The sequence below is a fragment of the Microbacterium arborescens genome (assembly GCF_030369635.1).
In the GTDB taxonomy this organism is placed as follows: Bacteria; Actinomycetota; Actinomycetes; order Actinomycetales; family Microbacteriaceae; genus Microbacterium.
Map to the genome: position 1 here is coordinate 1,959,648 of NZ_CP128474.1, position 26,245 is coordinate 1,985,892.

General features: G+C 69.7%; 23 protein-coding genes and 1 tRNA gene. 8 read left to right on the forward strand and 16 right to left on the reverse strand.

The annotated features are described in order from the left end of the window. Positions 1-80 precede the first annotated feature (80 nt). Together eda and gnd are read left to right on the forward strand one after the other, a co-directional pair. Entirely contained in the window at positions 81-743 is a 663-nt protein-coding gene (gene eda, locus QUC20_RS09345) for a bifunctional 4-hydroxy-2-oxoglutarate aldolase/2-dehydro-3-deoxy-phosphogluconate aldolase (protein ID WP_289329674.1), read from the forward strand. Positions 744-810: 67 nt separating this feature from the next. After that, complete coding sequence (gene gnd, locus QUC20_RS09350) at positions 811-2,403, forward strand: NADP-dependent phosphogluconate dehydrogenase (RefSeq protein ID WP_289329675.1); 1,593 nt, start codon at positions 811-813, stop codon at positions 2,401-2,403. Positions 2,404-2,481: 78 nt separating this feature from the next. Here gnd and QUC20_RS09355 read toward each other — a convergent pair whose 3' ends face one another. Next, positions 2,482-3,495, reverse strand: coding sequence for a magnesium and cobalt transport protein CorA (locus tag QUC20_RS09355; protein WP_289329676.1), 1,014 nt, complete (start codon positions 3,493-3,495; stop codon positions 2,482-2,484). An 88-nt stretch (positions 3,496-3,583) separates the two neighbouring features. On the opposite strand from QUC20_RS09355, the gene QUC20_RS09360 reads away from it, so the two are divergent. From QUC20_RS09360 to QUC20_RS09375, 4 genes are all read left to right on the forward strand, one after another. Next, entirely contained in the window at positions 3,584-4,315 is a 732-nt protein-coding gene (locus tag QUC20_RS09360; RefSeq protein ID WP_289329677.1) for a response regulator transcription factor, read from the forward strand. After that, on the forward strand, positions 4,312-5,904 hold the full coding sequence (locus QUC20_RS09365; protein ID WP_353105703.1) for a sensor histidine kinase: 1,593 nt from the start codon (positions 4,312-4,314) through the stop codon (positions 5,902-5,904). Before QUC20_RS09360 ends, QUC20_RS09365 begins: the two co-directional genes overlap by 4 nt. After that, positions 5,901-6,338 carry a hypothetical protein gene (locus QUC20_RS09370; protein WP_289329678.1) on the forward strand — a complete coding sequence of 146 codons (438 nt, stop codon included), beginning with the start codon at positions 5,901-5,903 and terminating at the stop codon, positions 6,336-6,338. Before QUC20_RS09365 ends, QUC20_RS09370 begins: the two co-directional genes overlap by 4 nt. A 164-nt stretch (positions 6,339-6,502) precedes the next feature. Further along, positions 6,503-7,846: an HNH endonuclease signature motif containing protein gene (locus tag QUC20_RS09375; RefSeq protein WP_289329679.1), complete on the forward strand. Its 1,344-nt coding sequence runs from the start codon at positions 6,503-6,505 to the stop codon at positions 7,844-7,846. A gap of 284 nt (positions 7,847-8,130) precedes the next feature. Here the strand turns inward: QUC20_RS09375 and QUC20_RS09380 are convergent, their stop codons facing one another. From QUC20_RS09380 to QUC20_RS09410, 7 genes are all read right to left on the reverse strand, one after another. Continuing rightward, on the reverse strand, positions 8,131-9,678 hold the full coding sequence (locus QUC20_RS09380; protein WP_289329680.1) for an FAD-dependent oxidoreductase: 1,548 nt from the start codon (positions 9,676-9,678) through the stop codon (positions 8,131-8,133). Further along, positions 9,675-10,547 (reverse strand): FAD:protein FMN transferase, encoded by an 873-nt coding sequence (locus QUC20_RS09385; protein WP_289329681.1) that lies wholly within the window; start codon positions 10,545-10,547, stop codon positions 9,675-9,677. Before QUC20_RS09385 ends, QUC20_RS09380 begins: the two co-directional genes overlap by 4 nt. Beyond that, entirely contained in the window at positions 10,544-11,029 is a 486-nt protein-coding gene (locus QUC20_RS09390) for an FMN-binding protein (RefSeq protein ID WP_289329682.1), read from the reverse strand. The genes QUC20_RS09385 and QUC20_RS09390 overlap by 4 nt, the downstream gene beginning before the upstream one ends. A gap of 87 nt (positions 11,030-11,116) precedes the next feature. Then, a complete protein-coding gene (locus QUC20_RS09395) occupies positions 11,117-13,825 on the reverse strand; it encodes an HAD-IC family P-type ATPase (RefSeq protein WP_289329683.1) in 2,709 nt (902 codons plus the stop codon). Positions 13,826-14,071: 246 nt separating this feature from the next. Further along, positions 14,072-15,106, reverse strand: a complete 1,035-nt coding sequence (locus QUC20_RS09400) for a ribose-phosphate diphosphokinase (protein WP_289329684.1) — start codon at positions 15,104-15,106, stop codon at positions 14,072-14,074. Beyond that, positions 15,081-16,553, reverse strand: coding sequence for a bifunctional UDP-N-acetylglucosamine diphosphorylase/glucosamine-1-phosphate N-acetyltransferase GlmU (glmU, locus tag QUC20_RS09405; RefSeq protein WP_289329685.1), 1,473 nt, complete (start codon positions 16,551-16,553; stop codon positions 15,081-15,083). The genes QUC20_RS09400 and glmU overlap by 26 nt, the downstream gene beginning before the upstream one ends. A 1-nt stretch (position 16,554) precedes the next feature. Further along, positions 16,555-16,626, reverse strand: a tRNA-Gln gene (locus QUC20_RS09410). A gap of 100 nt (positions 16,627-16,726) precedes the next feature. Between QUC20_RS09410 and QUC20_RS09415 the strand changes: the two genes are divergently transcribed. After that, complete coding sequence (locus tag QUC20_RS09415; protein ID WP_289329686.1) at positions 16,727-17,245, forward strand: MarR family winged helix-turn-helix transcriptional regulator; 519 nt, start codon at positions 16,727-16,729, stop codon at positions 17,243-17,245. Between the two features lie 59 nt (positions 17,246-17,304). After that, a complete protein-coding gene (locus tag QUC20_RS09420; RefSeq protein WP_289329687.1) occupies positions 17,305-19,122 on the forward strand; it encodes an ABC-F family ATP-binding cassette domain-containing protein in 1,818 nt (605 codons plus the stop codon). A gap of 60 nt (positions 19,123-19,182) precedes the next feature. Here QUC20_RS09420 and QUC20_RS09425 read toward each other — a convergent pair whose 3' ends face one another. From QUC20_RS09425 to QUC20_RS09460, 8 genes are all read right to left on the reverse strand, one after another. Further along, positions 19,183-20,100, reverse strand: coding sequence for an ABC transporter substrate-binding protein (locus QUC20_RS09425; protein WP_289329688.1), 918 nt, complete (start codon positions 20,098-20,100; stop codon positions 19,183-19,185). Between the two features lie 54 nt (positions 20,101-20,154). Next, positions 20,155-20,868, reverse strand: coding sequence for an ABC transporter permease (locus tag QUC20_RS09430; protein ID WP_289329689.1), 714 nt, complete (start codon positions 20,866-20,868; stop codon positions 20,155-20,157). Continuing rightward, positions 20,865-21,548 carry an ABC transporter permease gene (locus tag QUC20_RS09435; RefSeq protein ID WP_289329690.1) on the reverse strand — a complete coding sequence of 228 codons (684 nt, stop codon included), beginning with the start codon at positions 21,546-21,548 and terminating at the stop codon, positions 20,865-20,867. Before QUC20_RS09435 ends, QUC20_RS09430 begins: the two co-directional genes overlap by 4 nt. 1 nt (position 21,549) lies before the next feature. Further along, positions 21,550-22,371, reverse strand: coding sequence for an ABC transporter ATP-binding protein (locus QUC20_RS09440; RefSeq protein ID WP_120262406.1), 822 nt, complete (start codon positions 22,369-22,371; stop codon positions 21,550-21,552). A 4-nt stretch (positions 22,372-22,375) separates the two neighbouring features. Continuing rightward, entirely contained in the window at positions 22,376-22,666 is a 291-nt protein-coding gene (locus tag QUC20_RS09445; RefSeq protein ID WP_120262405.1) for a DUF427 domain-containing protein, read from the reverse strand. Positions 22,667-22,792: 126 nt separating this feature from the next. Then, the gene (locus QUC20_RS09450; RefSeq protein WP_289329691.1) at positions 22,793-24,118 is read right to left on the reverse strand and encodes a GNAT family N-acetyltransferase; all 1,326 of its coding nucleotides are present in this window, start codon (positions 24,116-24,118) and stop codon (positions 22,793-22,795) included. Continuing rightward, positions 24,115-25,056, reverse strand: a complete 942-nt coding sequence (locus tag QUC20_RS09455; protein WP_289329692.1) for a 4-(cytidine 5'-diphospho)-2-C-methyl-D-erythritol kinase — start codon at positions 25,054-25,056, stop codon at positions 24,115-24,117. The genes QUC20_RS09450 and QUC20_RS09455 overlap by 4 nt, the downstream gene beginning before the upstream one ends. After that, on the reverse strand, positions 25,053-26,123 hold the full coding sequence (locus tag QUC20_RS09460) for an aldo/keto reductase (RefSeq protein WP_434543635.1): 1,071 nt from the start codon (positions 26,121-26,123) through the stop codon (positions 25,053-25,055). Before QUC20_RS09460 ends, QUC20_RS09455 begins: the two co-directional genes overlap by 4 nt. Positions 26,124-26,245: the final 122 nt, after the last annotated feature.

Consider the following 26,245-nt stretch of genomic DNA (forward strand, 5'->3'; position numbering starts at 1 on the left):
GTGTCCGGCGGGCGGCAGCGTCGCCGAGTCCCAATGATATGATCATTCGGCCGACGATGGACACCCCGAGGAGAAACATCATGGTCGCTGTTCTCGATCAGATCGCCCGCCACCGCCTCGTTCCGGTCGTCGTCGCCGATTCCGTCGACCAGGGCGTCTTCATCGCCGATGCCCTCGCCGAGGGCGGGCTGCCCGTGGCCGAGATCACCTTCCGCACCCCCGCAGCGCCGGCGGCCATCAAAGCCATCGCCGAACGGGGCGACATGATCGTCGGAGCGGGCACGATCGTCTCGCCCGCGCAGGTCGACGTGGCGGTCGCCGCGGGAGCCCGCTTCCTCGTCTCGCCCGGGTTCCACCCGGCCGTCGCCGACCGAGCCGCCGCGCTCGGGGTGCCGCTCGTTCCGGGGGCCGTGAGCGCGAGCGAGATCATGGCGGCGCTCGCCGCCGGCATCAGCACCGTGAAGTTCTTCCCCGCCGAGACATCGGGCGGTCTGCCCGCACTCCGCGCGCTCGCAGGCCCCTTCGGAGATCTGCGATTCGTGCCGACCGGCGGAATCGACGCGACGAACCTCGACGCCTACCTCGCGCACCCGCAGGTCACCGCCGTCGGCGGCTCGTGGATGCTGCCGCGGTCGGCCGTCGAAGCTCGCGATGCCGCCACCATCATCCGAGCGACATCCGACGCCGTCACACGTGTCGCGGCCTTCTCGCAAGCCGCTCCGGCCGGCCTGCCGAACGGATAAAGTGGCGAGAGAGCCGGGCTCTCTCGCAGTCTGGCCATTCCACCCGCACGCGAACCTGGAGCTACGCATGGCGTCGACCCCCTCACCGACAGGACCCTCGACCGATCAGGATCAGGCGCCGCACGAAGCGGCCACGGTCCACGAGGGCGCCCCGCGTCCCGAGGAAGTCGACCGACCGACCCCCGACGAGAGCAGCGCTCCCGCCGAGGCGGGCTCCGGCTCCGCGAACATCGGTGTCGTCGGGCTGGCGGTCATGGGCTCGAACCTCGCCCGCAACCTCGCGAGCCGCGAAGGCAACACGGTCGCCGTGTTCAACCGGTCGCGCTCGAAGACCGACGAGCTCGTCGAGACCCACCCCGAGGCGGGCTTCATCCCCGCGTTCTCGTACGAGGAGTTCGCAGCGAACCTGCAGAAGCCCCGCACCGCGATCATCATGGTCAAGGCCGGTCGGCCCACCGACGCCGTGATCGACGAGCTCATGCGGGTGTTCGAGCCGGGCGACATCATCGTCGACGGCGGCAACTCGCTGTTCACCGACACCATCCGTCGCGAGAAGGCCGTCCGCGAGGCCGGCTTCAACTTCGTCGGCATGGGCGTCTCCGGCGGCGAGGAGGGCGCTCTGCTCGGTCCCTCTCTCATGCCCGGCGGCCCCGACGAGTCGTGGGTGACCCTCGGCCCGATCCTGAAGTCGATCGCCGCCGTCGCCGAGGGCGAGCCCTGCGTGACGCACGTCGGCCACGACGGCGCGGGCCACTTCGTGAAGATGGTGCACAACGGCATCGAGTACGCCGACATGCAGCTCATCGCCGAGGCCTACGATCTCATCCGCCGAGGCACGGGCAAGTCGCCCGCCGAGATCGCCGACATCTTCGCCGAGTGGAACCGCGGCGAGCTCGAGTCGTACCTCATCGAGATCACCGCCGAGGTGCTGCGTCAGACGGATGCCGCGACGGGTCGGCCGCTCGTCGACGTGATCGTCGACCAGGCGGGCGCCAAGGGCACCGGAGCGTGGACCGTGCAGACCGCGCTCGATCTGGGCGTTCCCGTCTCGGGAATCGCGGAGGCCGTCTTCGCGCGGTCGCTGTCGAGCCACCGTGAGCAGCGCGACGTCTCGGGCTCGCTGCCCGGCCCCGACGACGCCTCCTTCACGGTCGACGACGCGGACGCCTTCATCGAGCAGGTGCGCCTGGCGCTCTACGCCTCGAAGATCGTCGCGTACTCGCAGGGCTTCGACGAGATCCGGGCTGGAGCGGCCCAGTACGGCTGGAACATCGACCTCGGCGCCGTGTCGAAGATCTGGCGCGGCGGCTGCATCATCCGCGCGCAGTTCCTCAACCGCATCGCCGACGCATACGCGACCGGTGACGAGCTCCCCGTCCTGCTGACCGCGCCGTACTTCGTCGAGGCCCTCGGCCGCGCCCAGGAGGCCTGGCGCCACGTCGTGCAGGCCGCGGCCGGCGCCGGCATCCCGGCCCCCGCCTTCAGCTCGTCGCTGTCGTACTACGACGGCCTGCGTGCGGAGCGCCTGCCGGCCGCTCTCATCCAGGGCCAGCGCGACTTCTTCGGTGCGCACACCTACAAGCGCATCGACAAGGACGGCACCTTCCACACCCTGTGGTCGGGCGATCGCTCCGAGGTCGAGGCCGAAGACACGCACTGACCTCATCGCACCGATGATCGGGCCCCGGCGAGCATCGCTCCGCCGGGGCCTTCGTCGTCGGAACGCGCGCGACCGGGATCAGAGCCAGTCGTTGTGCTTGAAGATCCCGTAGAGGCCGGCGCTCAGAAGCACCATCAGCCCGAGCGCCATCGGGTAGCCCCACGGCTGCGCGAGCTCGGGCATGAACGTGAAGTTCATGCCGTAGACGCTCGCGACGAAAGTGGGGGCGAACCCGATGGCCGCCCACGATGAGATCTTCTTGACCTGCTCGTTCTGACGTACCTGGACGACGGTGAGGTCTGCCATCTTCTCGTCGAGACGCTGGTTGACGAGCGTCGCGTGGATCGTCAGGGCATCGTCGAGCGTGTGCCGCATCGACTGCACGCGCTCCGCGACGTACTGGGCGCGCCCGCGAACGTCATCCCATCCCGCTGGCTCCGCCCCCGCCGCCGCGTCGGTGAGCGTCGTGCCCAGTCGGGTCAGCACGTCGGGCAGCGGCGACGTGGCATGGGCCAGGTCGATCACCTCTCGCTGCAGGTCGAAGATGCGCCGCGAGACGTCCGGGCCGTCGCCGAAGAGCTGGTCCTCGATCTCGTCGATGTCGTTCTCGACGCCGTCGAGCACCGCGCGATATCCGGTCGTCACGCGTTCGGCGAGCACCCACATGACCGATCCCGGTCCGCGGCGCAGGAGCTGCGGGTGCGATTGGAGCCGGCCGCGGAGCTCGTCGAGGTCGATCCGATCCGACCGCGTGACCGTCACGATGAGATGGCGCGCGAGGAAGACGTCGATCTCGTCGCAGCGGACCGTCTCGGAGGCGTCGTCGTAATGCGCGGGCTGCAGGACGACGAACGCATGATCGCCGTACCGTTCGAAGATCGACCGCTGGTGCGGCCGCAGTGCCTCTTTCACCGCCATGGGGGACATCCCCAGCTCGGCCGCGCGGGTCTGGATCTCGGCGTCGTCGACGTCGATCAGCGCGATCCAGGCGAAGCCCGCGCGCTCGCGCGCGAGTGCGGCCGCCTCATCGGGCGGGAGATCGTCGCGCACGACGGAGCCGTCGACATAAACCGCCGTCTCAACGTTCGTCATGACGTCACCGTATGCCACCGCGCATGCTCACAGCGCAGACATAGCATCGTCCATAGCTTCTCCATAGAGAACGCCTGACAATGGCATCATGACCACCCCAGCACCCGCCACACTGCAGCGTCCCGACGGCTCCCCGCTGCGCGTCCTCGTCGTCGACGACGAACAGATGCTCACCGACCTGCTCTCGATGGCGCTCAAGATGGAAGGCTGGGAGGTCCGCTCCGCGGCATCCGGATTCGAAGCGCTCTCGCTCGCACGCGAGTTCGAGCCCGACGCGATGGTGCTCGACATCATGATGCCCGACCTCGACGGGATGTCGGTGCTGCAACGGCTCCGCCAGTCCGGTGACGACGTTCCCGTGCTGTTCCTCACCGCGAAAGACTCCGTGGGCGACCGGGTCGCCGGGCTGACGGCAGGCGGCGACGACTACGTCACCAAGCCGTTCAGCCTCGAAGAGGTCGTGGCACGGCTGCGCGGCCTCATGCGGCGCGCGGGCACGGCGACCGCGGGCGGTGTCGACCCGGTGCTCCGCGTCGGCGACCTCACCCTCAACGAGGATTCGCACGAGATCGAGCGGGCCGGGACCAGCATCGAGCTCACCGCGACCGAGTTCGAGCTGCTGCGCTACCTCATGCGCAACCAGCGCCGCGTCGTCTCGAAGGCGCAGATCCTCGACCGCGTGTGGAACTACGACTTCGGCGGCCGTTCCTCCGTGGTCGAGTTGTACATCTCGTACCTGCGCAAGAAGATCGATGCCGGTCGCGAGCCGCTCATCCACACCGTCCGAGGCGTGGGCTACATGATCAAAGCGCCGCAGTGACCTCCGCCCCCGACCGCAACGCGGTGCGCGAGCGTACGGACCGTCGGCCGCGCAAGCGGTGGACGCTGCAGACCCGGTTGATGCTGACCGTGGTCGGCGTCGTCGCGCTGACGCTGATCTCGAGCGCGGTCGGTCTCGCCACGACGATCGGCACGGTGCTGGTCTCAACCGTCACCACCAACGCCGAATCGCTCACGCGCGGACTCAAACTCTTCGACAGCAGCGGGTACGTCGTGCGTGTGCGTTCCGCAGAGGAGACGATCGCCGGCACGACGGGTCTCCCTTACGGATACACACTGCTGGTGCAGGACCCGCGCGGTCCGATCACCGGTGCGACCTTCGACGGCGACGAGGGAGTGCGCGACCTCACCGCCGCGGAGCTGAACGATCTCGCTTCGACGGACCTCAGCGCCCTTCCGGCGACGATCGAGATCGGCGACCTCGGCGCGTTCCGCGTCGTGTCATTCACAGCCGGCGACATCACCGGGCTGGGCGCTCTTCCGCTCGCTCAGGTCGACGGGACTGTCGCAACCGTCGTCACCACGATCACGATCGTGACCGTCGGTGGCCTTCTCCTCCTCAGCGCGGCGATCGCGGTTGTCATTCAGCGCTCGCTCCGGCCGTTGCGCGTCGTCGCTGACACCGCGACCCGGGTCGCGTCGCTCCCCCTTGCGCAGGGAGCCGTCTCCATCAGCGAGCGCGTACCCGAGGAGGAGACCGACGACCACGATGAGATCGGCCGCGTCGGAGCAGCACTGAACACCCTCCTCGATCATGTCGATGCGTCCCTCGTCGCCCGCCAGCGCAACGAAGAGCGCATGCGATCGTTCGTCGCCGACGCGAGTCATGAGCTTCGCACGCCCCTCGCCTCGATCCGTGGATACTCCGAGCTCTCGCTCCGCGCGATGCGTCAAGGTGTGCCGGGCGTCGAAGAGACCACGACCGCCGCGCTCGAACGCATCCAGGCGCAGTCGCTGCGCATGACGAGCCTCGTCGAGGATCTGCTCCTTCTCGCTCGGCTCGACGAAGGACAGGAGCTCGTCTACGGAACGGTCGACCTCACGGCCCTCGCCATCGACGCGGTGGCCGACGCCCGAGCGGCAGGCCAGGATCACGAGTGGCGCCTGGATGTCGGCGATGAACCGGTCGTCGTCGCGGCGGACGCCACCCGCATCACGCAGGTCGTCGCGAATCTCCTCGCCAATGCGCGCGTCCACACCCCAGCCGGCACCACCGTCACCACGGCAGTGCGCGTCACCGACGGTACGGCGGTCCTCTCGGTGCACGACGACGGCCCCGGCATCGACCCCGCCGTCGCCGATCACATCTTCGAGCGTTTCTCGCGCGGCGACAGCTCGCGGGCACGCCAAACCGGCGGCACAGGCCTCGGCCTCTCGATCGCCCGCGCCATCGTGGCGGCACACGGCGGATCACTCACGGTGCAGAGCGAGCCCGGCTCGACCACGTTCGAGCTCCGGCTGACCGCGCGACCGTCTGATCCTGGGACGGGCGCGGGGGCAGGCGCGGACGGTGAGGCGGGGGCGGGCGCCGCTCCTGCCGGTGATCCCGATGGCGAGGGGTCGCGATGACGCATACCGAAACGCGGGTCGTGGCGATCCGGCACGGTCGCGTTCAACCGTCCGGCTCGTGGGTGTACGTGTGGCTCGACATCGAGACGGGCGACATCGCGTACGTCGGGGCCACCGCGTACGAGCCGGCGCTGCGTGCGCACCTGCACCTCGAGAACGACGATCCGCAGCTCGGGCGCGTGCGCGCCACGGTGGACAGGTACGCCGAGCGCGACTTCGACGTTCTGGTGTTCGAGGTGCCCGCCGATGTCGATCGAGGCGTCGCGAAGCGGCACCTGGAGGCGCGCCTGCGCTCGGGGGTGGCCGCGGGGCGACCTGCGGGGGCGGATGTGACGCCGACGGATGGTCTCGAGGCTGAGGTGCGGTCCGTGTGCAACTTCAGCGATGACGTCGTTCGCATTATCGCGCAGCGGCGGGCTGCCCACCGCCCGTAGCGTCGGGGGCGGGAGACGCGGTCTCAACTCGAGAGGGCGCTCGTTCTCAGGGCTGTGCCGATGAGCTGGCCCGGCGGTTCCTCCCCACACGGTGGCCTGGGCGAGTTTCATTCTTCGCATCTTTGTTCGATGTGTATGTCGGATCTGGCTGTCACAATGGGAACATGTCAGCCAACGCAGGTGGTGGGCCGGGTGGGGGCGTCGTCTCGCCGCACGCCCGAGCGATCGCGGCGTACACCGAGACGTTGGCGCTGGTGCATCACGCGGATGTCGCGTCGGTGCGGGCTCTCGCCGAGCTGGGTCGGTCGGCGCTTCGCGAGGCGCGCCGTGACGGGGTGCGCGGGATGGCGTCGGACATGGAGCTGCGGTCGGTCGCGGCAGAAGCGGCGGGGTTGGCGCGGCGCAGCGACCGGCGACTGCAGGCCGACATCGACCACGCGTTGACGATCGTCGATGACTACCCGGCCGTGTTCGCGGCATGGGAGCAACGGCGAATCACCCGCGACCACGTCGACGTGGTCGTGAAAGCGGCAACCGGGCTGCCCGGCGAGGTGGGGGAAGAGTTCGAGGCCGCCGCGATCGCCGTCTGCGAGCAGGACATCGCCACCCGGGTCACACCCGCCCTGCGAGCCCTGGCAGAACGGCTCCACGACCGCACATTCACCGACCGGCACCGAGACGCCGCCGCGGGGCGGTGCGTAAGGGTCCTGCACGGGGCGGACGGAATGTCCGATGTCATCGCGACCGTACCGACCGTGATCGCGGTGGGGATGCTCGACCGGCTCACCCAGATGGGACAAGCCGTCAAGGATGCCCGGGACGTGGGTGGTCGCGGTGATGCGGTGGAGGCCGATGCTGCACCTGACGCCCGGACGATGGATCAGCTGCGTGCTGACATCCTCAGCGACCTCGTCCTCGGCGGCACGCCCGTGGTCGACCCGACCTACGGGGCCGACCGGACCGGCGGGCTCGGCGCGATCCGCGCACGCGTGCAGGTCACCGTCACGGCGGAGACCCTGGTGGGCCGTGACGAGCACCCCGCCGACGCGGTCGGTGCCGGACCGATCGACGCCGACACGGCGCGTGAGCTCGCGGGACAGGTCTCCGAGTGGGACCGGCTCTTCATCGACCCGGTCACCCGCACCCCGGTCGAGATCGACACCTACCGACCCACCCTGGCGATGAAGAAGCTCCTCACCGCTCGTGACCAGCACTGCCGGTTCCCCGGATGCCGCAGGGCCGCGATCAGGTGTGAGCTCGACCACACCGTCGATTACGCCCTCGGTGGCCACACCCACCTCCTCAACCTCGCCCACCTCTGCCAGAGACACCACTCGATGAAGCAATTCACCCGGTGGGAAGTGCGGCAGCTCGGCGGCGGGGTCCTGGAATGGACCTCACCCCTCGGACGGGTCTACCGCGAAGACATACCCGTGCCCGCCGTCTGCTTCACCACCGACACGACCGACACGGCCGACCCGCCACCGGGCGAACCGCCACCCTTCTGATCCCCGCCCGCCCCGCGCTCGGCGTGGGCTGGTGCTCGCTCGCTCGCTCGCCCGCGCGCTCGCCCGCACGCCCGCACGCCCGCACGCATGAAGACGAGATGCGCGGGATGAAATCGATCACGCAACGCCTATCAGCCCGAGCCGCTTTCGCACGGGAAGCCGGAGTGTTACGCAACGAGAACTGCCCGTGCCAACCCGAGCGTCGGCACTGACACAGCACCTCACCACCGCACGTCGACGCCGCGCCTCGGCCGTCAGTCGACGACCCGCAGCGAGGGACCGTCTCAGTATCCGGCGAAGGCGTCGGTCGTGAGCGATCGGGCCTTCGACAGCGCGGGAGCCAGTTCGGCGATGAGCCGAGGTGGGCCGGAGATGAAGGCATGCCGATCGCCGAGATCCGGGACGAGACCGGCCAGCGAGGCGGCGCTCAGCCGCTCTCCCCCGGTCCAGCGCCAATGATCCGGAAGGTTCCGAGGCTCATCACGCGTCACCACCATCACCGGGATGCCCGCAGCAATGATGTCGTCGCGGAATGCCAGCTCCTCGGCATCCGATGCGACGTAGATCATGACGACGTCGCGACGCTCTCCAGCCAGGCGCATCTCACGCAGCTGCGACACGAAGGGCGTCACGCCGATCCCCGCAGCCACCAGCACGACCTTCGCGTCCGTCCGCGCCGGCAGCACGAAGTCGCCCCAGACACCCGTGACAGGAAGATCCCGGCCGGGCTCCACGACCGCGAGGGCCTTCTTGTAGCTCGACTGAGAACCCTCACGGATCGCGATCCGAACCTCCGGCAGCTCCGCAGGCGCCGAGACGATCGAGAACTCTCGCCGTGTGCCCCGCGCATCTGGTCGGCGGTGCGGGACCTCGAGCTCGAGGTACTGTCCCGGGCGGAATCGGAAGCCGCGATGAGCCCGGAACGTGAGCTCGCGAACCGACGGCGTCAGCGCCCTGCGCTCCACGAAGGTCAACCGCACCGCGGCGCGGTAGGCGAAGAAGAAGGCGAGCAGGTTGCCGATCAGCAGCGCGCGCTCCTGCCCGAGACTCACGTCGCCGATCAGGATGGGCCACCCGGCAAGAGCCCCCACGAGCGCGGCGACCGCGTACTGCTGCCGCCGACGGGGCGGGAGCGTCAACGGCTCCGACAGCATGAACGCGCCGAGGAAGAGGAACGGCGACGACCACAGCACCTGCCCGATGACCGTCGCATCGACCGGGAGCGAGACCTGCGCATACTGCACGATCGTGCGCACGAACGCGACAGCGACCGCGACGACGAGGAAGACGGCCACGACCCGCACCTTCTCGGTCCGCACCACCACCAGGCCGCCGAGCACGACGACCGGCACCGCCAGAACGGGCGTGCCGACCCACCAGGCCGACGCTCCCAGGTCGGGGAACGGGATACTCAGCACGGTGAGCACCGTCGCACCGGCGGCGGCCGGGTTGAAGATGTGACGACCGCGCCACGCGAGCAGGTACTTCGATGCCGAGGCGACCGCTCCGGCGATCGCGAGCCCGGCCAGTCCCGCCGGCTCGAGCGTCGGTCGCAGAACGAAGAACAGGATCAGAGCGGTGATGACCGCCGACTCGATGCGCCATGTACGGCCGAGCAGGCGCTGCGCCACGGCATCCACGACGATGATCGCGGCGGCCAGCACAACGAGCGAGACCGGCAGCGCGAGCGGATCGCCCGCGATCTGCCCCGCCAGTGTCAACACGAACGCGATGACCGCGAGCACCGAGAGCGCGACGAGCACGAACCGGTACATCGACACGCGGCCGAGTGCACCGACAGCTCGGTTCCGAAGGGCCGTCAGGGATGTCATACGAACAACTCCGCTTCGCAGTGAGGTGACCATTCGACGGCCCCGTCGGTGCGCATCCGCACCCACGACGCTCTGCTGCGCTCCGCGAATCGCGGACCGCCGTCGAAGAAGAGGGCTGTGGCGACGGCATCCGCCGTCATCGCGTCGGCGGCGACCGCCCACGTCGCCGCATACTCCCGCACCGGCTCACCCGTGCGGGCGTCGAGCACGTGGTGCAGACCGTCGCCCCACGCACGGCGGTTGGTCGCCGACGCGCACAGCGCCCCGGCATCCAGAGCCCACACCCCCACCGCCCGAGAAGCGTCGTAGGGGTGCTCGAGGGCGACGCGCTGACGCACCCCGTCGACCGCCAGGTCGCCGCTCGCGTCGACGACGAGCCAGCCGGCCGTCCGCTGTCGCAGCTCCGCCAGCACGAGATCGACGAGGCGGCCTTTGCCCACCGCGCCCACATCGACCGTCGCCGGGCGATGAAGCGTGAGTCGGTCATCGGAGAGCTCGACGACATCGCGCCACTGCGCCACCGCGGCGGAGGCACCGCCGTCGCGCATCGAGTACGACGCGTCGTAGCCGCGCCGCGCGAGCACGTCACCGACGAGGGGGTTCACCGCACCGTCCGTGGCATCGGCCAACGCGCCGTAGAGCGCGAGCATGTCCACCGCGTCGGGCGGCGCGACCACCGACCCGCCCGCGGCCAGTCGGCTCACGGTCGAGTCGTCGCGGAACCGCGACCAGTCACGGTCGAACGCATCGACCACCGACATGACCGCCGCGCGCTCGGCATCGCCCAGGGGCGCTTCGCTCTCGATGCACCACACGGTCCCGATGGCGTCGAACTCCCACCGTCCGGAGCCGGCAGCCGCGGCCATCATGCTGCCGCGTAGGTGCGGATCTCCTCGACCGCCGCGTTGAAGCCACCGCTTGTGAGGGACGAGCCCGCGACCCGGTCGACCTTCACCTCGTCGAGGCTCTTGCCGACGACGGCATCCGAGATGCCGCCGATGAACTGCGACTGGTACTGCTTGCTCTCACGGCGGGTCGGCTCACCTGTGACCTCCACCGCGGTCACGGCGTCGGACGCGATCGTCAGCTGCACGGTGATCGTCTCGGGGCCCTCCGGGGTCTGGTAGGTGCCCTCGGCGGTGTACGTGCCGTCGGTGTAGGTTCCGCCGGTCGAGCCCGCCGAACCGGTCGAGCCCGCCGCGGGCGTCGCGTCGGACGAGGCCGCTCCACCCGAACCGGGCTGTTCGGCATCGGCCTGACCCGCGCACCCGGCGAGAAGGGCGAGGCCGGCGACGGATGCCGCGGCGGCGGTCACACGGAGCGAACGGGGTACGGCAGTGGCTCGGATCATGGGGGTCCTCCTGTGTCGTGCCCCTCCGGGGGGAGGCGGGCTGATCTCACGCTAGCGGCCTGCCGCCATGGGTCCCCTCTGTTATTCCTATGCGTTTGCATCGAGTCGTGCAGGCTCGCGCCAGAGCGCCTTCAGGCCCTCCACCGCGAAGAAGATCGCGACGGCGAAACCGAGCGGCAGCAGCCATGCCTGCACAGACAAGGGACGGGAGTCGAACAGCGTGTTCATGAACGGCACGTACGTGTATACGAGCTGCAACCCGATGAGCGCGGCAGCCGACCACCAGATCACCCGGTTGCCCCGCAGGACATCGCGGTTCACACTCGACCTGGTCAGGAAGCGACAGTTGAGCAGGAACGCCAGCTGCCCCAGGGCGAGGACGGACACCGACACCGTTCGGGCGACGTCGAGATCGGCGCCCGTGGCACGGACGATCGCGAACGCCGCGAGCGTCGCGCCGCCGATCAGCACCGACACCACCAGGACGAACATGAGCTCGCGCAGTGAGATGATCGACCCCCCGCTCGATCGTGGCGGTCGCGACATGATTCCCGGCTCCGCCGGCTCGTACGCGAGCGCGAGCGAGAGGGTCACCGCGGTGACCATGTTGACCCACAGCACCTGCACCGGAGACAGGGGCAGCGCCAATCCGAAGACGACGGCGACGAGGATCACGAGCGACTGCGCACCGTTCGTGGGCAGCAGGAACACGATCGACTTCCGCAGGTTGTCATAGATCCGACGCCCCTCGCGGATAGCCGAACGGATCGTGGCGAAGTTGTCGTCGGCGAGGACGATCTCGGCCGCTTCCTTCGTCGCCTCCGTGCCCTTGATGCCCATCGCGACCCCGACGTCGGCACGGGTGAGGGCGGGAGCGTCGTTGACGCCGTCGCCCGTCATCGCCACGACCTCACCGTGCGACTGCAGGGCGCGAACGATGCGGATCTTGTGCTCGGGGCTCGTCCGGGCGTAGACGTCGACGTCGCGGACGACATCCTTCAGCTTCTCCTGGCTGAGCGACTCCAGCTCACCGCCGGTGAGGACGCGCGGTGCGTCATCCGACACCAGTCCCATCTCGCGGCTGATCGCGACGGCGGTTCCCGCGTGGTCACCCGTGATCATCTTCACGCGGATGCCGGCGTGGTGGCAGTCGGCGATCGCCTCGATGGCCTCCGGTCGCGGCGGGTCGAGAATCCCCCACAGACCCAGGAACTCCAACTCGTCGACGTCGTCGAGCGTGATCTCGTCGAGGCTCGACGGCTTGCGCGCGGCCGCCAGGACCCGCAAGCCTTCGCCACTCAGCTCGGCGATCGCGGCCTCCCAGAAGTCGCGGTCGAGATGCTCCGATCCGGCGGCCCCGCGCTGGCGCGTCGAACGCTCGAGCAGCCGGTCGGGGGCGCCCTTGACGAGCAGCGCGCGCGACCCGTCTGCACCCTCGTTCAGGGTCGCCATGAACTTGTTCTCCGAGTCGAACGGCAGGACGTCGACGCGTCGGACGCCGTCGGCCTCGCCGTCGTGTCCGCCCTTCATCGCGACGACACGCAGCGCCCCTTCGGTCGGTTCTCCGACGAGCTTCCAGCCGTCGTCATCCGACACGACGTCGGCGTCATTGCAGAGGTCGGCTACAGCGAGGACGGCCGAAAGATCGCCGCCGGCGCGTCCACCACCGTCCGCCCGCTCGATCTCGCCCTCCGGCGCGTATCCGAGCCCGGAAACGTCGTAGCGGGCGACCGGGGTGACGATCCGCCGCACCGTCATCTCGTTCTTGGTGAGCGTGCCCGTCTTGTCGGAGCACACCGTCGTCACCGATCCCAGCGTCTCGACGGCCGGGAGCTTGCGCGTGATCGCGCGACGCCGCGCCATCTGCTGGACACCGATCGCCAGCGTGATCGTCACAAGCGCCGGAAGCCCCTCCGGAATCGCCGCGACGGCGAAGCCGATCGTCGCCGAGACGAGCTCACCGAACGGCATCCCGTGCACGAACCGGCCGATGAGCATCATCAGGGCGGCCATCCCGAGGATGACGAGCGTCAGGACCCGCCCGAACGCGTCCAGCTGTTTCGTGAGCGGCGTCGTCAAGCTGCCCGCGCCGCCGACCAGTTCCTGGATCTTGCCGATCTCGGTGCGGGCGCCGGTTCCCGTGACGATCCCCCGCCCCTGCCCCGCCGAGACGATCGTGCCCGAAAAGGCCATCGAAGCGCGGTCGCCGACGCCGGCATCCGCGTCGACGGGGTCGGTCTGCTTGGATGACGGCACCGACTCACCGGTCAGCGCCGCCTCGTCGATGCGCAGCTGACTCGCCTGGACGAGGCGGAGGTCTGCCGGAACCTTGTCGCCGGCAGACAGGCGTGCGACGTCACCGGGCACGAGATCCGCGGCGGGCAACCGCCGCCACGAGCCGTCGCGACGCACGCTCGCGTCGGACGACAGCATCCCTCGGATGCCCGCCAGGGCCTTCTCGGCCCGCCCCTCCTGCGCGAAGCCGATCACGGCGTTGATGATGGCGACGGCGAGGATGACCCAGACGTCGAGCCAGTCGGCCATCACCGCCTTGATCGCGGCAGCGGCCAGCAGGATGTAGATCAGGGTGTCGTTGAAATGCGAGAGGAACCGCAGCCATGCGGGAGTGCGCTTCGCCTCGGGCAGGACGTTCGGCCCCATCGCGGCGAGGCGCCTCGCCGCGTCGTCCGAACTCAGCCCCTCGGCGCTGGTTCCGAGCGCCGATGCGACCTCGTCGACGGGGCGAGCGTAGGAGCGAGGCGACTCGAGGTCCGCCTCGGAGGTGGGGGCAGCCATGCCGCCGATCCTACGGCGTCGAGCCTCCCGCCACAGTGGCTGTCGCCGTGGAAGACGCGGTGCGTCGGGACCCTGCCGGGGCGCTGCTGCTGTGCCGCCGACAGGCTCGATCAGGCGTGGCCGCTGCTCCCACTGCCCGTGGACGCGATCAGCCTGTGGACGGCACGGCACGGGGCGTCGACGAACGACCGCACGCAGCCCCGGCGGCAACAGCGGGGCGCGGCAGCCGAGCGGATGCGTCCCGGGTCAGGCGGCGCCGTCGAACATGCTGGTGACGGAGCCGTCCTCGAAGACCTCCTTGATCGCGCGCGCCAAGAGCGGTGCGATCGGAAGGATGGTGAGGCCGGGGAAGCGCTTGTCGTCGCCGAGCGGGATCGTGTCGGTGACGACCACTTCGTCGATCGCGGCGTCTTGCAGACGGTCGACCGCCGGGTGGCTGAAGATCGCGTGCGTGGCCGCGACGATGACGCGCTCGGCGCCATTGCTCTTCAGCGCCTGCGCGGCCTTGACGATGGTGCCGCCGGTGTCAATCATGTCGTCGACAAGCAGGCAGACACGTCCGCGCACGTCACCGACGATCTCGTTGACGGTGACCTGGTTGGCCACATTCGGGTCGCGACGCTTGTGGATGATCGCCAGCGGCGCACCCAGGCTGTCCGACCAGGTGTCGGCGACCCGGACACGGCCGGTGTCGGGCGAGACCACCGTCAGCTTCGCCCGGTCCTCTGGGCTGAGCGTGCGCTCGAAGTGCTCCAGCAGCACCGGCTTGGCGAAGAGGTGGTCGACGGGACCGTCGAAGAATCCTTGGATCTGCGCGGCGTGCAGGTCGACGCTCATCACACGGTCGGCACCGGCCGTCTTGAACAGGTCTGCGACGAGGCGTGCACTGATCGGCTCGCGACCGCGGCCCTTCTTGTCCTGGCGCGAATACGGGTAATACGGCGCGACGACGGTGATGCGCTTCGCGGATGCGCGCTTGGCGGCGTCCAGCATGATCAGCGTCTCCATGAGCCACTCGTTGACCGGCGGGCCGAACGACTGCACGAGGAAGAAGTCGCACCCGCGGATCGAGACCTCGAAGCGCGTGAGGATCTCACCCGACGCGAAGGTGCGGTGCTCGGTGGGCACGAGCTCGGTGCCGAGCTGCGTCGCCACATCGGCAGACAGCGCGGGGTGCGAGCCACCGGATGCCACGACGAGACGCTTCTTGGTCTTGGCGACCAGTCCCGGGGCGATACCCCGCGAGACGTCGAGGTCAACCGTGTTCTTCTTGCGAGCCATCGTCCGCTTCCTGTGAAGACCGCACGCGTGCCGCTGCTGCGGCGGCTGCAGTACCGGGTCTGTTCTTCTCGACCCACCCTGTGACATTGCGCTGGGGGGCGACGCTGAGCGCGAGAGCACCGGCCGGGACGTCCTTGCGGATGACCGCTCCGGCGCCCGTCTTGGCGCCCTCACCGATCTTAACCGGCGCGACGAAGACGTTGTGCGAGCCGGCGTGGACCTCGTCGCCGATGACGGTGCGGTGCTTGGCGAGGTCGTCGTAGTTCGCGGTGATGGCGCCCGCGCCCAGATTCACGCCGCGGCCGATCTCGGCGTCACCGACGTACGACAGGTGCGGCACCTTGCTGCCTGCACCGATGACGGCGTTCTTCGTCTCGACGAAGGTGCCGATCTTGCCGCGCTCCCCCAGCTGCGTGCCGGGCCGGATGTACGAGAACGGCCCCACGGTCGCACCGGCGCCGATGACGGCGAGGGTCGCATCGCTCCGCGTCACCGAGGCGCCCGCGCCGACCTCGCAGTCGGTCAACGACGTGTCGGGGCCGATCGTGGCCCCTTCCGCGACCACCGTCGCGCGGAGGATGTGGGTGTTCGGAAGCACGGTCACGTCGGGGGCGAGCGTGGCGGTGACGTCGATCCACGTGGTCGCGGGGTCCTGAACCGTCACCCCCTCGAGCTGCCAGCGACGCACCGTGCGCGCGTTCAGCAGGCGTCCGGCCTCGGCGAGCTGCACACGGTCGTTGACGCCGACGATCAGGGTCGGGTCGGCCACGGGCTGCGCCGCGACGGCGAGGGCGTCGGCGCGCAGCATCCCCACGACGTCGGTGAGGTACTTCTCGGCCTGGACGTTGGCCGTGCTGATCCGGCCCAGCCGCTCGCGCAGAGGGCCCGCCTGGAAGGCGTAGACGCCGGCGTTGACCTCGTCGACGGCACGCTCTGCGTCGGTTGCGTCCTTGTGCTCGACGATGCGGTCGACACCGCCCGCGGTGTCACGGACGACGCGGCCGTAGCCCGTGGGATCGGTCAGGCGAGCGCTCAGCATCGTGGCCGCCGCACCCGACGAGCGGTGCGTGCGCAGCAGTTCGCCGAGCGTGGCGTCGTCGAGGAGAGGAACATCGGCACTCAGCACCAGCACGTCGCCCGTGAACTCCGGCAGCTGATCGAGCGCGACCTCGACGGCCCGGCCCGTTCCGGGGATCTCGTCCTGGTCGACGACGACCACCTCGGGCGAGACGCCGAGCACCGCTTCGGCGACGCGATCACGTTCGTGACGGACGACGACGAGCACATGGGCGGGGGCGAGGTCGCGCGCGGTGTCGAGCACGTGGCCGACGAGCGGTCGTCCGCCGATGCGATGCAGCACCTTCGGCAGCGACGACTTCATCCGCGTCCCCTGCCCCGCGGCGAGGATCACGACAGCGAGACGGGGGTCGAGTTGGGTGTCGCTCATGCTCCGCCGCCAGGACTCGAACCTAGACCTCACAGCTCCAAAGGCTGTCGTGCTGCCATTACACCACGGCGGACCGCCGCACCGAGGTGCGGCCCGACAAGTCTGCCAGAGCGCGCGGGGCCGCGCCGCCGCGAACGCCGGTGTCGAGCGCCCCGGTTCGGGATAATGGGGCCATGGCACACGAGACCGACGAGGTGGACCGCATCGTCGGGGCGTGGTCGCTGCAACGTCCCGACCTGGATTTCTCGCCGCTCGAAGTGCTCTCCCGAGTCGACCGACTGTCGCGCCACCTCGACCGCGCGCGCCGCGAGGCTTTCCGCCGCAGCGATCTCGAGCCGTGGGAGTGGGACGTGCTCTCGGCGCTGCGTCGCGCCGGCGAGCCGTACCAGTTGAGCCCCAAGCAGCTGCTCCAGCAGACGTTGGTCTCGAGCGGCACGATGACCAATCGCATCGATCGGCTCGTCGCGCGCCGGCTCGTGCGCCGTGAGTCCGATCCCGGCGACGGTCGCAGCGTCCTCGTGACCCTGACCGATGACGGACGGATCCGTGTGGATGCCGCCATCACGCGCCTCGTCGACGCGGAGGCGGTCCTCCTGGCCGGTCTGTCCAAGAGCGACCGGGATCGACTGGCCTCGCTGCTGCGCAAGCTCTCGCTGGGGTTCGACGGGTCTCCCCCGGCACCGTCCGCCTGATCCTGCCGGGCTCGGCTGACAGCATCCGCCCCGTGGGGGTGGCCTAGCCTGGAAGCAATATGGCGCATCTTCTGGGAGCCGAGGGCCTTCGCCTCGAGTATCCGACCAAAGTGGTGTTCGACGGGGTCTCCCTCGGTGTCGACGAGGGCGACCGCATCGGTATCGTCGGCCGGAACGGCGACGGCAAGTCGAGCCTGCTGCGCATGCTCGCGGGGCTGATCGAGCCCGACTCCGGCCGGGTGACCGTCCGCGGCGGCATCCGGGTCGGCGTGCTGGCGCAGGCCGACGACCTCGACGACGACCTGCGGGTGCGTGACGCCGTGGTCGGCGACCAGGCCGACCACGAGTGGGCGGGCGACGCGCGGGTGCGCGACGTCATCGCGGGCCTGCTCGGCGACCTCGACTGGGAAGGTCCGATCCGCGGGCTCTCGGGCGGTCAGCGCCGCCGCGTCTCGCTGGCGGCGCTCCTCGCGGGCGACCACGACGTCATCTTCCTCGACGAGCCGACGAACCACCTCGACGTCGAGGGAATCTCGTGGCTCGCGGAGCACCTCAAGCGGCGCTGGTCGGCCGGATCGGGTGCACTCCTCGTCGTGACGCACGACCGGTGGTTCCTCGACGAGATCTGCACCGCGACGTGGGAGGTCCACGACCGCATCGTCGAGCCGTTCGACGGCGGGTACGCCGCGTACATCCTGCAGCGCGTCGAGCGCGACCGGCAAGCCGCGACCATCGAGGCCCGGCGGCAGAACCTGGCCCGCAAAGAACTCGCGTGGCTGCGCCGCGGCGCCCCCGCCCGCACCTCGAAGCCCAAGTTCCGCATCGACGCTGCGAACGAACTGATCGCCGACGTCCCCGAGATCCGTGACCGGGTCGCCCTGCAGTCGCTCGCGGTCTCGCGACTGGGCAAGGATGTCGTCGACGTCCTCGACGCGGGCGTCAGTTACGGCGACCGCGTCGTACTGGAGAAGGTCGAATGGCGTGTCGCGCCGGGCGAGCGGACCGGCATCCTCGGCGTGAACGGCGCCGGCAAGTCGACGCTCCTCGGGCTGATCTCCGGCACGGTCGAACCGACGACGGGGCGTGTGAAGCACGGCAAGACAGTGAAGGTCGCGACCCTCTCGCAGCGCATGGGCGAGCTGGACGAGCACCTCGACCAGCCTGTCCGCGTCGTCATCTCGAACCTGCGGACCAGCTACACCGTCGGGTCGGGCTCGAAAGCCCAGGATCTGACGCCGGGACAGCTGCTCGAGCGGATGGGGTTCAGCTCAGCGCAGCTGTCGACGCCCGTCAAAGACCTCTCGGGCGGACAGAAGCGGCGGCTTCAGCTGCTGCTCATCCTGCTCGACCAGCCGAACGTGCTGATCCTCGACGAGCCGACGAACGACCTCGACACCGACATGCTCGCGGCCATCGAAGACCTCCTGGACTCGTGGGCCGGAACCCTCATCGTCGTCTCTCACGACCGGTACTTCCTCGAGCGCGTGACCGACCAGCAGTACGCGATCCTCGGTGGCCGGCTGCGACATCTCCCCGGCGGTGTCGACGAGTACCTGCGGCTGCGACGCGAACAGCCCGAGCGCACGGGGGCGAGCTCCGCGGCATCCGTCCCGGCATCGAGCAGCGGACCAGTGAGCCCGTCGACTCCGACGCTCAGCGGCGCAGAGCGTCGAGCTGCCGAGAAGGAGGTCTCGGCCATCGACCGCCGGCTCGAGAAGATCCAGGGCGAGATCGCAGCCGTCGACGCGCAGCTCGCGGAGGCACACGACGACTTCGAACGGATCATGGGCCTGCAGCGCCGGCGCGACGAGCTCGTCGCCGAGACGACGACGCTCGAGGAACGCTGGCTCGAGCTCGGCGAGGCCATCGACGGCTGACCGCCGTCCGCACGACGAAGCCCCCGGCGCTCTCGGCACCGGGGGCTCGATCGTGAGGGATCAGACGAGACCGTTGTCCTCGAGGAACTTCTTGGCGATCGCAGCCGGCTCGAGCTTGTCGACCGTGCTCTGGACGTTGAGCGCGACCAGGGCCTCGGGGGTGAGCTTCGCGCTGACGGCGTTGATGGTGTCCTCGACCTCGCCCGCGAGGTCCTTGTTCACGACCGGGACGACGTTGGAGGCGAGGAAGAGACCCTCGGGGTCTTCGAGCACGACGAGGTCGTCGGTCTGGATGCGGGGGTCGGCCGTGAAGACGTTGGCGACGTTCACGGTGCCGGCGACGAGGTCGTCGACGGTGGTCTCACCGGTGGCCTGGAAGCCGACCTGGATGCCGTAGGTGTCAGCCAGGCCCGTCGGGCCGTAGGGACGCTGCTCGAGCTCGGCGGGACCGCCGAGCGTGAGCGGCTCGGTCACGTTGGCGAGATCGGCGATCGTGGTCAGGTTCCACTGCTCGGCGAATGCCGCGGTCACCGTGTACGAGTCCTGGTCGCTTGCGGTCGCCTGGTCGAGCACCGTGAGGTTCTCGGGCAGAGCGTCGGTGAGGGCGGCGTAGACGTCGTCGGAGGTGCGAGCCGTGGTGTCCTCATCGAAGTACTGCAGCAGGTTGCCGGTGTACTCGGGGAACAGCGTCAGCGAGCCGCTCTCGAGCTCGGGCAGGTACGCCTCGCGCTGGCCGGTCGTGAACTGCCGGTCGACGGTCTTACCGGCGCCCTCGAGAGCCTGAGCGTAGATCTCGGCGATGATCTCGTTGGAGTAATAGTCCTGCGATCCGATGACGATGGTGCCGTCGGCGGGGGCCGCCGACTCTCCGCCGCCGTCCGCGAGCGGGTCGGAGCTGGCGCATCCGGCGAACAGGGTGGTGGCGGCGAGCACGCCGACACCGGCCGTCAACAGGCGGCGGGTGGTGAAGCGAGACATGGGTTCCTCTTTCTGGTGGTGCGACGGTGGGGTGCTGTGGGTCGGGATGGTCGGTCAGGCGGTCGCGGCGACGGGCCGGCGGGTGCGCTGCGGGGCGTCGGCGGCGCGGATGCCCCGCGGCACGCTGAGGCGTTGGAGGAGGGCGAAGACGGCGTCGAGCAGGAGGGCGAGCACCGCGAGCACGAGGGCTGCGCCGAGCACCTGGTCGATGGCACGGAGGTCGATGCCCTGGATGATGCGGAAGCCGAGGCCGCCGAGGTCGGTGTAACCCGCGATCGTCACCGTCGCCACCACCTGGAGCACCGCCGAGCGCAGTCCGCCGATGAGCAGCGACAGGCCGAGCGGCACCTCGACGCGCCAGAGGATCTGCCACTCCGTCATGCCGACGGCCCGTGCCGCGTCGATCGTCCGGCGATCGATCGCCTGCAGCCCGCTATAGGCGCCCGCGAGCAGCGGCGGGATGGCCAGCACGACGAAGGTGATGAACGCGGCCTCGGTCTTCTGGGTCACCCCGAGCAGCAGGATCAGCAGGATCAGCAGTCCGAACGACGGGATCGCGCGGGCTGCTCCCGACACGGCCACCGCGAACTCGCGCCCCTTGCCGGTGTGCCCGATGGCCCAGCCGATCGGCACCGCGATGACCGCGGCGATCAGCACCGAGACGAAGGTGTAGAACAGCTGCTGGCCGATCAGGAACGGCACCGAGTTGCTGCCGGTGTACTGGGCGGGGTCGAGGACCCAGGCGATGGCGTCGACGAAGACGTTCATGCGGTGGCCTCCCGTCGGCGCCGCGCGCGACGGTCTCGGCGCACCGAGCCCGCGTGGGCCCACGGCATGACGACGCGGCCGATCACCACGAGCAGCGCATCGATGACGAGGGCGATGATCGCGACGGCGACGATGCCCGCGAACACCTCTTCGAGGAGGCGCCGCTGGATGCCGTTGGTGAACAGATAGCCGAGGTTCGTGACGCCGACGAGGATGCCGACCGTGGCAAGCGACACGGTCGAGACGGCCATCACCCGCAGGCCCGCGAGCAGCACGGGGCCGGACAGGGGCAGATCGACGGCCCAGAATCGCCGGAACCCGCCGTATCCCATCGCCGTGGCTGCCTGCCGGACGCCCGGATCCACCGAGTCGAAGCCATCGGCCACCGAGCGGGTCTGGATCGCGATCGCGTAGATCGTCAGCCCGACGATGAGGTTCGTCTCGGTACGGATGCCGTACCCGAGCGCGCTCGGCAGCAGGACGAGCAACGCGAGTGAGGGGATGGTGTACAGCAGGCCGGTCAGGGTGATCACCCACCCGCGCAGCAGACGGTACCGCCACGCCACCCACCCGAGCGGCACGGAGAGCACCAGCCCCAGCACGATGGCGATGACGCTCTGCCGGATGTGGTCGAGGGCGAGCGAGAAGATGAGGTCGAGGTTCGACCAGATCCACGACACGTCAGACGTCACCTTCGACCAGGGCGCCCTGCGTGCGCCCCTCGGAATCGACGAGCACCGCTCCGTTCGCCGTCCGCTCGACATGCAGAGCACGCTTGCCCCGCTCGACTCCGATGAAGCTGGCGACGAACTCGTCGGCAGGGTCGCGAATGATCTCGCTGGGAGAGCCGACCTGCAGCTTGTGCGCGCCGGCGGCGAGGATCACGACCTGGTCGCCGAGGAGGAACGCCTCGTCGATGTCGTGGGTGACGAAGACGACGGTCTTGCCGAGCTCGCGCTGCAGACGCAGCAGCTCCTGCTGCAGCTCGTCTCGCACGATGGGGTCGACGGCGCCGAAGGGCTCGTCCATCAGGAGGATGTTCGGGTCGTTGGCGAGGCCCCGGGCCACGCCCACTCGCTGCTGCTGGCCGCCCGACAGCTGGCTCGGGTAACGATCCGCCATGCGCGTGTCGAGTCCGACCGTCTCCATGAGCTCGAGCGCCCGGCGCCGCGCGTCGCGCCGGCTCGTGCCGGTGAGGACGGGCACGGTGGCGATGTTGTCGGCGACGGTGAAGTGCGGCAGCAGGCCGGAGTTCTGCATGACGTAGCCGATGCGGCGGCGCAGCTGCACCGGGGAGCCGGTCGCGACGCTCTCGCCGTCGATCTCGATGGCGCCGGAGGTCGGCTCGACCATCCGGTTGATCATGCGCAGAAGAGTCGTCTTGCCGCATCCGGAAGACCCCACGAAGACGGTCGTCTGATGAGACGGGATGACGAGAGAGAAGTCCTGCACCGCGCGGGTGCCGTCGGGGAACTCTTTGACGACGTCGCGGAACTCGATCACGCGTTCAGCTCTCGATCACGACCGAGCGGTCGAACGCGACGTAGCCCGAGAAGTCGGTGCCGACGCGCTCGATCGCGGTGGGATACGGCGTCGGGTACGACCATGCCTTGTCGGCCGACCCGGCGACGTCGAAGTACTGGGCGTCGCCCTTCCAGGCGCAGGTGTAGGCCGTGTCGCTTTCGGTCAGGACGCCCGGAGCGATGCTCCGAGGCGGGAAGTACCAGTTTCCCTCGATCCGCACGAGATCGCTCTCGTCGGCTTCAGCGACGATCGTGTCGCCCAGTCGTGCACGCATGGCGCCGCCCTCCGTTGTGGTCTCTCACGCTAGCGTTCGGAAGCGACACCCGGGCCGTGTTGCGTCATGTCGTGAAATGGACTAAAAAGACGCATCCCGACTCGCGAGAGGGCTCTCCGCGGACGTTCAGTACCAGAGGCCGACGCGGGGAACGAGCGTCGACGCGAACATCCGCGAGGCGGCGGCGAGGTCGGTGCCTCGCACCCGCCCGGCCCGCCCGAGCGTCTCGGGCGACACGCCACCGAGATACACGGCCGCGAGCTCGACGACCGACAGTTCGAGCGTCTCGGCCCCGGCGGTGCCTCCGGCGTCGTCGGCATCCGTCGCCGCGGACACCGTGGCGGCGCCGTGGTCATCGACCGTCAGCAGGTAGTCCCCCGCCGCGATCTCGAGCGGATCGCTCACCCGCAGCACCACGCGTCCCGCGGCGCCGTACGTGCGTGCCCGGAGAGCCGCGGGCACGTCCACGATGCGCAGGTACTGGTGGTCGAAGACCGTGACCGACGCAGCACGCCGATCGCCGATCATCCACAGGACCGGCTCGTCCACCGAGCACAGCTCAGCATGGACATGCGCCACGAGATCGAGTTCGAGGAGGAACCGCCACAGCGCGGCATAGGCGTCGTCGGTCTCGGCGATCAGGATCGTCACCTTCGCCGTGCCCTTGACGATGTCGCGCTCGTGAGGCGCGAGCGTGTAGGTGAGGATGCCGCGTACCTCTCCCGCCGCGTCGCGGTACTGCACGCACCGGATGTCGCCGCCGTCCTTCGCATCGGGGTCGGTGCCGGTGAAGCGGTCGCCGTGCCCCGGCGGCAGGGCGATGTCGCCGGGGGTGCGGCGGCGTGTGCGCTCGTGGAGCGTCGCGACCACGTCGCGCGCGACGGTGCGCTCGACGAAGTCGAGGCGCCCCTCCGGCGTCGGTCCGCTCCAGCGCACGCGGCGCGTGTCGATGTCGAGGATCGCGGCGGATGCCGCCGAAGCGAAGCCGTAGCGGCCGTACAGCGTCGACTCGGTCACCGTGAGCATCGCGACGGGGAGCCCCGCTGCGGCGACCGTGCGGACCTCGCCCTCGAGGAGCGCTCGTGCGATGCCGCGACGCCGGTGCGTCTGCGCGACGGTGACGGCGCTGATCGCACCGGCGGGGATCGTCCCACCCGGCACGGTGAGTTCGGACGCCCACGACGCGACCGTACCGACCGCCACCTCCGGCATCGGTCCGCTCTCGTCGAACACAGCGGTCAGCCGCCGATCACTGTTCCTGCCGCGCGCGCCGGCGATCTGCTCGGCCGAGCGCTCGCCGTCCTGGAAGCCGCGCGCGACGGCCTGGATCCAGCCGTCGAACGCCGGCTCGGCGGCCGGCACCGTTCGATAGGTCAGTCCGCGCTGGGCAAGAGCACGGCGGGACGCCTCGTCGACGTCGCGATGCATCAGGGGGTTCGGGGTCTCGGTCATCGGGTCACCACTTTCGCGCCCGTCACCGGGCCGGAGACATGACGGGCACGGTGGCCCATCGCGGACAGGTTCTGCTCGAGAGCGCGCGCAGCCGTGGCATCGGCGGCGAGAAAGGCGAGAGTCGGGCCGGACCCCGACACGATCCCCGCCAACGCGCCGAGTTCCACGGCGCCATCGAGCAGGTCGCACAGGTCCGGCCGCAGCGCGCACGCCGCTTCCTGCAGATCGTTGCGCAGAGCGCTCGCGAGGAGGTCGGGAGACCCCGAGCGCAGCGCCTGGAGGACGACCGGGTCGACCTCGGGCGGCTCGGGGCGCGGGGCGATGTCGGGCCGCCGGTCGGCTCGCAGCCGGTCGAGCGCTGCGTACACCTCCGGGGTCGAGAGGCCGCCGCCGTCGGCGACCACGACCCAGTCGAAGCGGGCTCGCCCGAGCGCCGGGCTCAAGCGATCGCCGCGCCCCGTGCCCACCGCGCTGCCACCCATGAGCGAGAACGGGACATCGGCCCCCAGGCGCGCAGCCAGCTCCTGCAGCGCCGGAGACGTGAGCCCGGCGCCCCACAACGCGTCGCAAGCCACGAGGGCCGCCGCGGCATCCGCCGACCCCCCGCCCATGCCGCCGGCGACCGGTACGGACTTGCAGATGTCCAGATGCACGCCACCCAGATAGCCGACCTCTCGCGCCACCATCCGCGCCGCGCGCAGGGCGAGGTTTCGATCGTCCAGGGGAACGCCGGGCACGGGTTCGCCGGCTTCGTCCACGACGGTCACGGTGAAGTCGTCCGCAGGCGTCGCCACCAGATCCTCGTACAGCGAGACGGCCTGATACACCGAGGCGACGTCATGGTAACCGTCGTCCTGCACGGCTCCGACGTCGAGGAACAGGTTGATCTTGCCGGGAGCCCGCACACGCACGCGGTCGGGGACGGCGCTGAGGCTCATGAGCCGTCCGGCCCGTCCCAGATCGAGCCGATGCGAGCAGCGATGTCGTCGATCCGCCGGAGCTCGTCGTCGGTGAGGTCGGGCCCGTCGAGGGCAGCGAGATTCTCGTCGAGCTGAGCCGTGCGCGATGCGCCGATGAGGGCGGAGGCGACCACGGGGTCGCGCAGAGTCCAGCGGATGGCGAGCTGCGCGAGGGTCTGCCCGCGCTCGCGGGCGAGGTCGCCCAGCTCCCGCAGGCCGGCGAGCGCCGAGGGCGAAAGCCGCCCGTCGTCAGGCAGCGAGAAGCGCTGCATCGAACGCTCCGACGTGCCGTCGCCGAGGTACCGGCCCGTCAGCAGGCCCTGCTGGAGGGGCATGAAGCCGATGGCTCCCATCCCGTCGCGGCGCAGCTGATCGGTGAGCCCGTCTTCGATCCAGCGGTTGAGAATGGAGTACGACGGCTGGTGGATCACCAGCGGCGTGCCGAGCTCGCGGGCCACCGCGGCGGCACGGGCGGAGTTCTCGGCCGAGTACGACGAGATGCCGACGTAGAGCGTCTTGCCCTGCCGCACGAGCGCGTCGAGCGCTCCCACCGTCTCTTCGATCGGGGTCGTGTCGTCCTCACGGTGCGAGTAGAAGATGTCGACGTAGTCGATGCTCATCCGCTTCAGCGACTGCTCGGCGCTCGCGATGAGGTACTTCCGCGACCCGTGGTTGCCGTAGGGACCGTCCCACATGTCGTATCCCGCCTTGGACGAGATGATCAGCTCATCGCGGTAGGGAGCGAAATCCTCGCGCATCATGCGCCCGAAGTTCGTCTCGGCCGAACCGTAGGGCGGTCCGTAGTTGTTCGCGAGGTCGAAGTGGGTGATCCCGCGATCGAACGCGTGCCGCAGCACCTCGCGCTGACGGTCGAAGGGGATGTTGTCTCCGAAGTTCCACCAGAGGCCCAGCGAGATCGGCGGCAGGAACAGCCCCGACGAGCCGACCTGGCGATATTCGCTGCTCTCGTAGCGGTCGGGGGCGGCGTTGTAGGGACGGTGCAGGTCTCCGCCGCGCGAAGCGGGGAAGCGGGGCGAGGCGGTCACGATCCGAGCCTATCGACAGCGCAGCCGGCCGCGTCTCGATCTGTGCAGGCTCTCCGAGGTGCGCGGAAACACCGATGTAACGGAGAATGTCTAGTCTGCCTACGAACACACCATTCCCCCGA

What these genes read in the sequence shown, in the direction of transcription:
- eda (WP_289329674.1), top strand. Translation starts at nt 81, where the DNA reads ATGGTCGCTGTTCTCGATCAGATCGCCCGCCACCGCCTCGTTCCGGTC.
- gnd (WP_289329675.1), top strand. Translation starts at nt 811, where the DNA reads ATGGCGTCGACCCCCTCACCGACAGGACCCTCGACCGATCAGGATCAG.
- QUC20_RS09355 (WP_289329676.1), bottom strand. Translation starts at nt 3,495, where the DNA reads ATGACGAACGTTGAGACGGCGGTTTATGTCGACGGCTCCGTCGTGCGC.
- QUC20_RS09360 (WP_289329677.1), top strand. Translation starts at nt 3,584, where the DNA reads ATGACCACCCCAGCACCCGCCACACTGCAGCGTCCCGACGGCTCCCCG.
- QUC20_RS09370 (WP_289329678.1), top strand. Translation starts at nt 5,901, where the DNA reads ATGACGCATACCGAAACGCGGGTCGTGGCGATCCGGCACGGTCGCGTT.
- QUC20_RS09375 (WP_289329679.1), top strand. Translation starts at nt 6,503, where the DNA reads ATGTCAGCCAACGCAGGTGGTGGGCCGGGTGGGGGCGTCGTCTCGCCG.
- QUC20_RS09380 (WP_289329680.1), bottom strand. Translation starts at nt 9,678, where the DNA reads ATGACATCCCTGACGGCCCTTCGGAACCGAGCTGTCGGTGCACTCGGC.
- QUC20_RS09385 (WP_289329681.1), bottom strand. Translation starts at nt 10,547, where the DNA reads ATGATGGCCGCGGCTGCCGGCTCCGGACGGTGGGAGTTCGACGCCATC.
- QUC20_RS09390 (WP_289329682.1), bottom strand. Translation starts at nt 11,029, where the DNA reads ATGATCCGAGCCACTGCCGTACCCCGTTCGCTCCGTGTGACCGCCGCC.
- QUC20_RS09395 (WP_289329683.1), bottom strand. Translation starts at nt 13,825, where the DNA reads ATGGCTGCCCCCACCTCCGAGGCGGACCTCGAGTCGCCTCGCTCCTAC.
- QUC20_RS09400 (WP_289329684.1), bottom strand. Translation starts at nt 15,106, where the DNA reads ATGGCTCGCAAGAAGAACACGGTTGACCTCGACGTCTCGCGGGGTATC.
- glmU (WP_289329685.1), bottom strand. Translation starts at nt 16,553, where the DNA reads ATGAGCGACACCCAACTCGACCCCCGTCTCGCTGTCGTGATCCTCGCC.
- QUC20_RS09415 (WP_289329686.1), top strand. Translation starts at nt 16,727, where the DNA reads ATGGCACACGAGACCGACGAGGTGGACCGCATCGTCGGGGCGTGGTCG.
- QUC20_RS09420 (WP_289329687.1), top strand. Translation starts at nt 17,305, where the DNA reads ATGGCGCATCTTCTGGGAGCCGAGGGCCTTCGCCTCGAGTATCCGACC.
- QUC20_RS09425 (WP_289329688.1), bottom strand. Translation starts at nt 20,100, where the DNA reads ATGTCTCGCTTCACCACCCGCCGCCTGTTGACGGCCGGTGTCGGCGTG.
- QUC20_RS09430 (WP_289329689.1), bottom strand. Translation starts at nt 20,868, where the DNA reads ATGAACGTCTTCGTCGACGCCATCGCCTGGGTCCTCGACCCCGCCCAG.
- QUC20_RS09445 (WP_120262405.1), bottom strand. Translation starts at nt 22,666, where the DNA reads ATGCGTGCACGACTGGGCGACACGATCGTCGCTGAAGCCGACGAGAGC.
- QUC20_RS09450 (WP_289329691.1), bottom strand. Translation starts at nt 24,118, where the DNA reads ATGACCGAGACCCCGAACCCCCTGATGCATCGCGACGTCGACGAGGCG.
- QUC20_RS09455 (WP_289329692.1), bottom strand. Translation starts at nt 25,056, where the DNA reads ATGAGCCTCAGCGCCGTCCCCGACCGCGTGCGTGTGCGGGCTCCCGGC.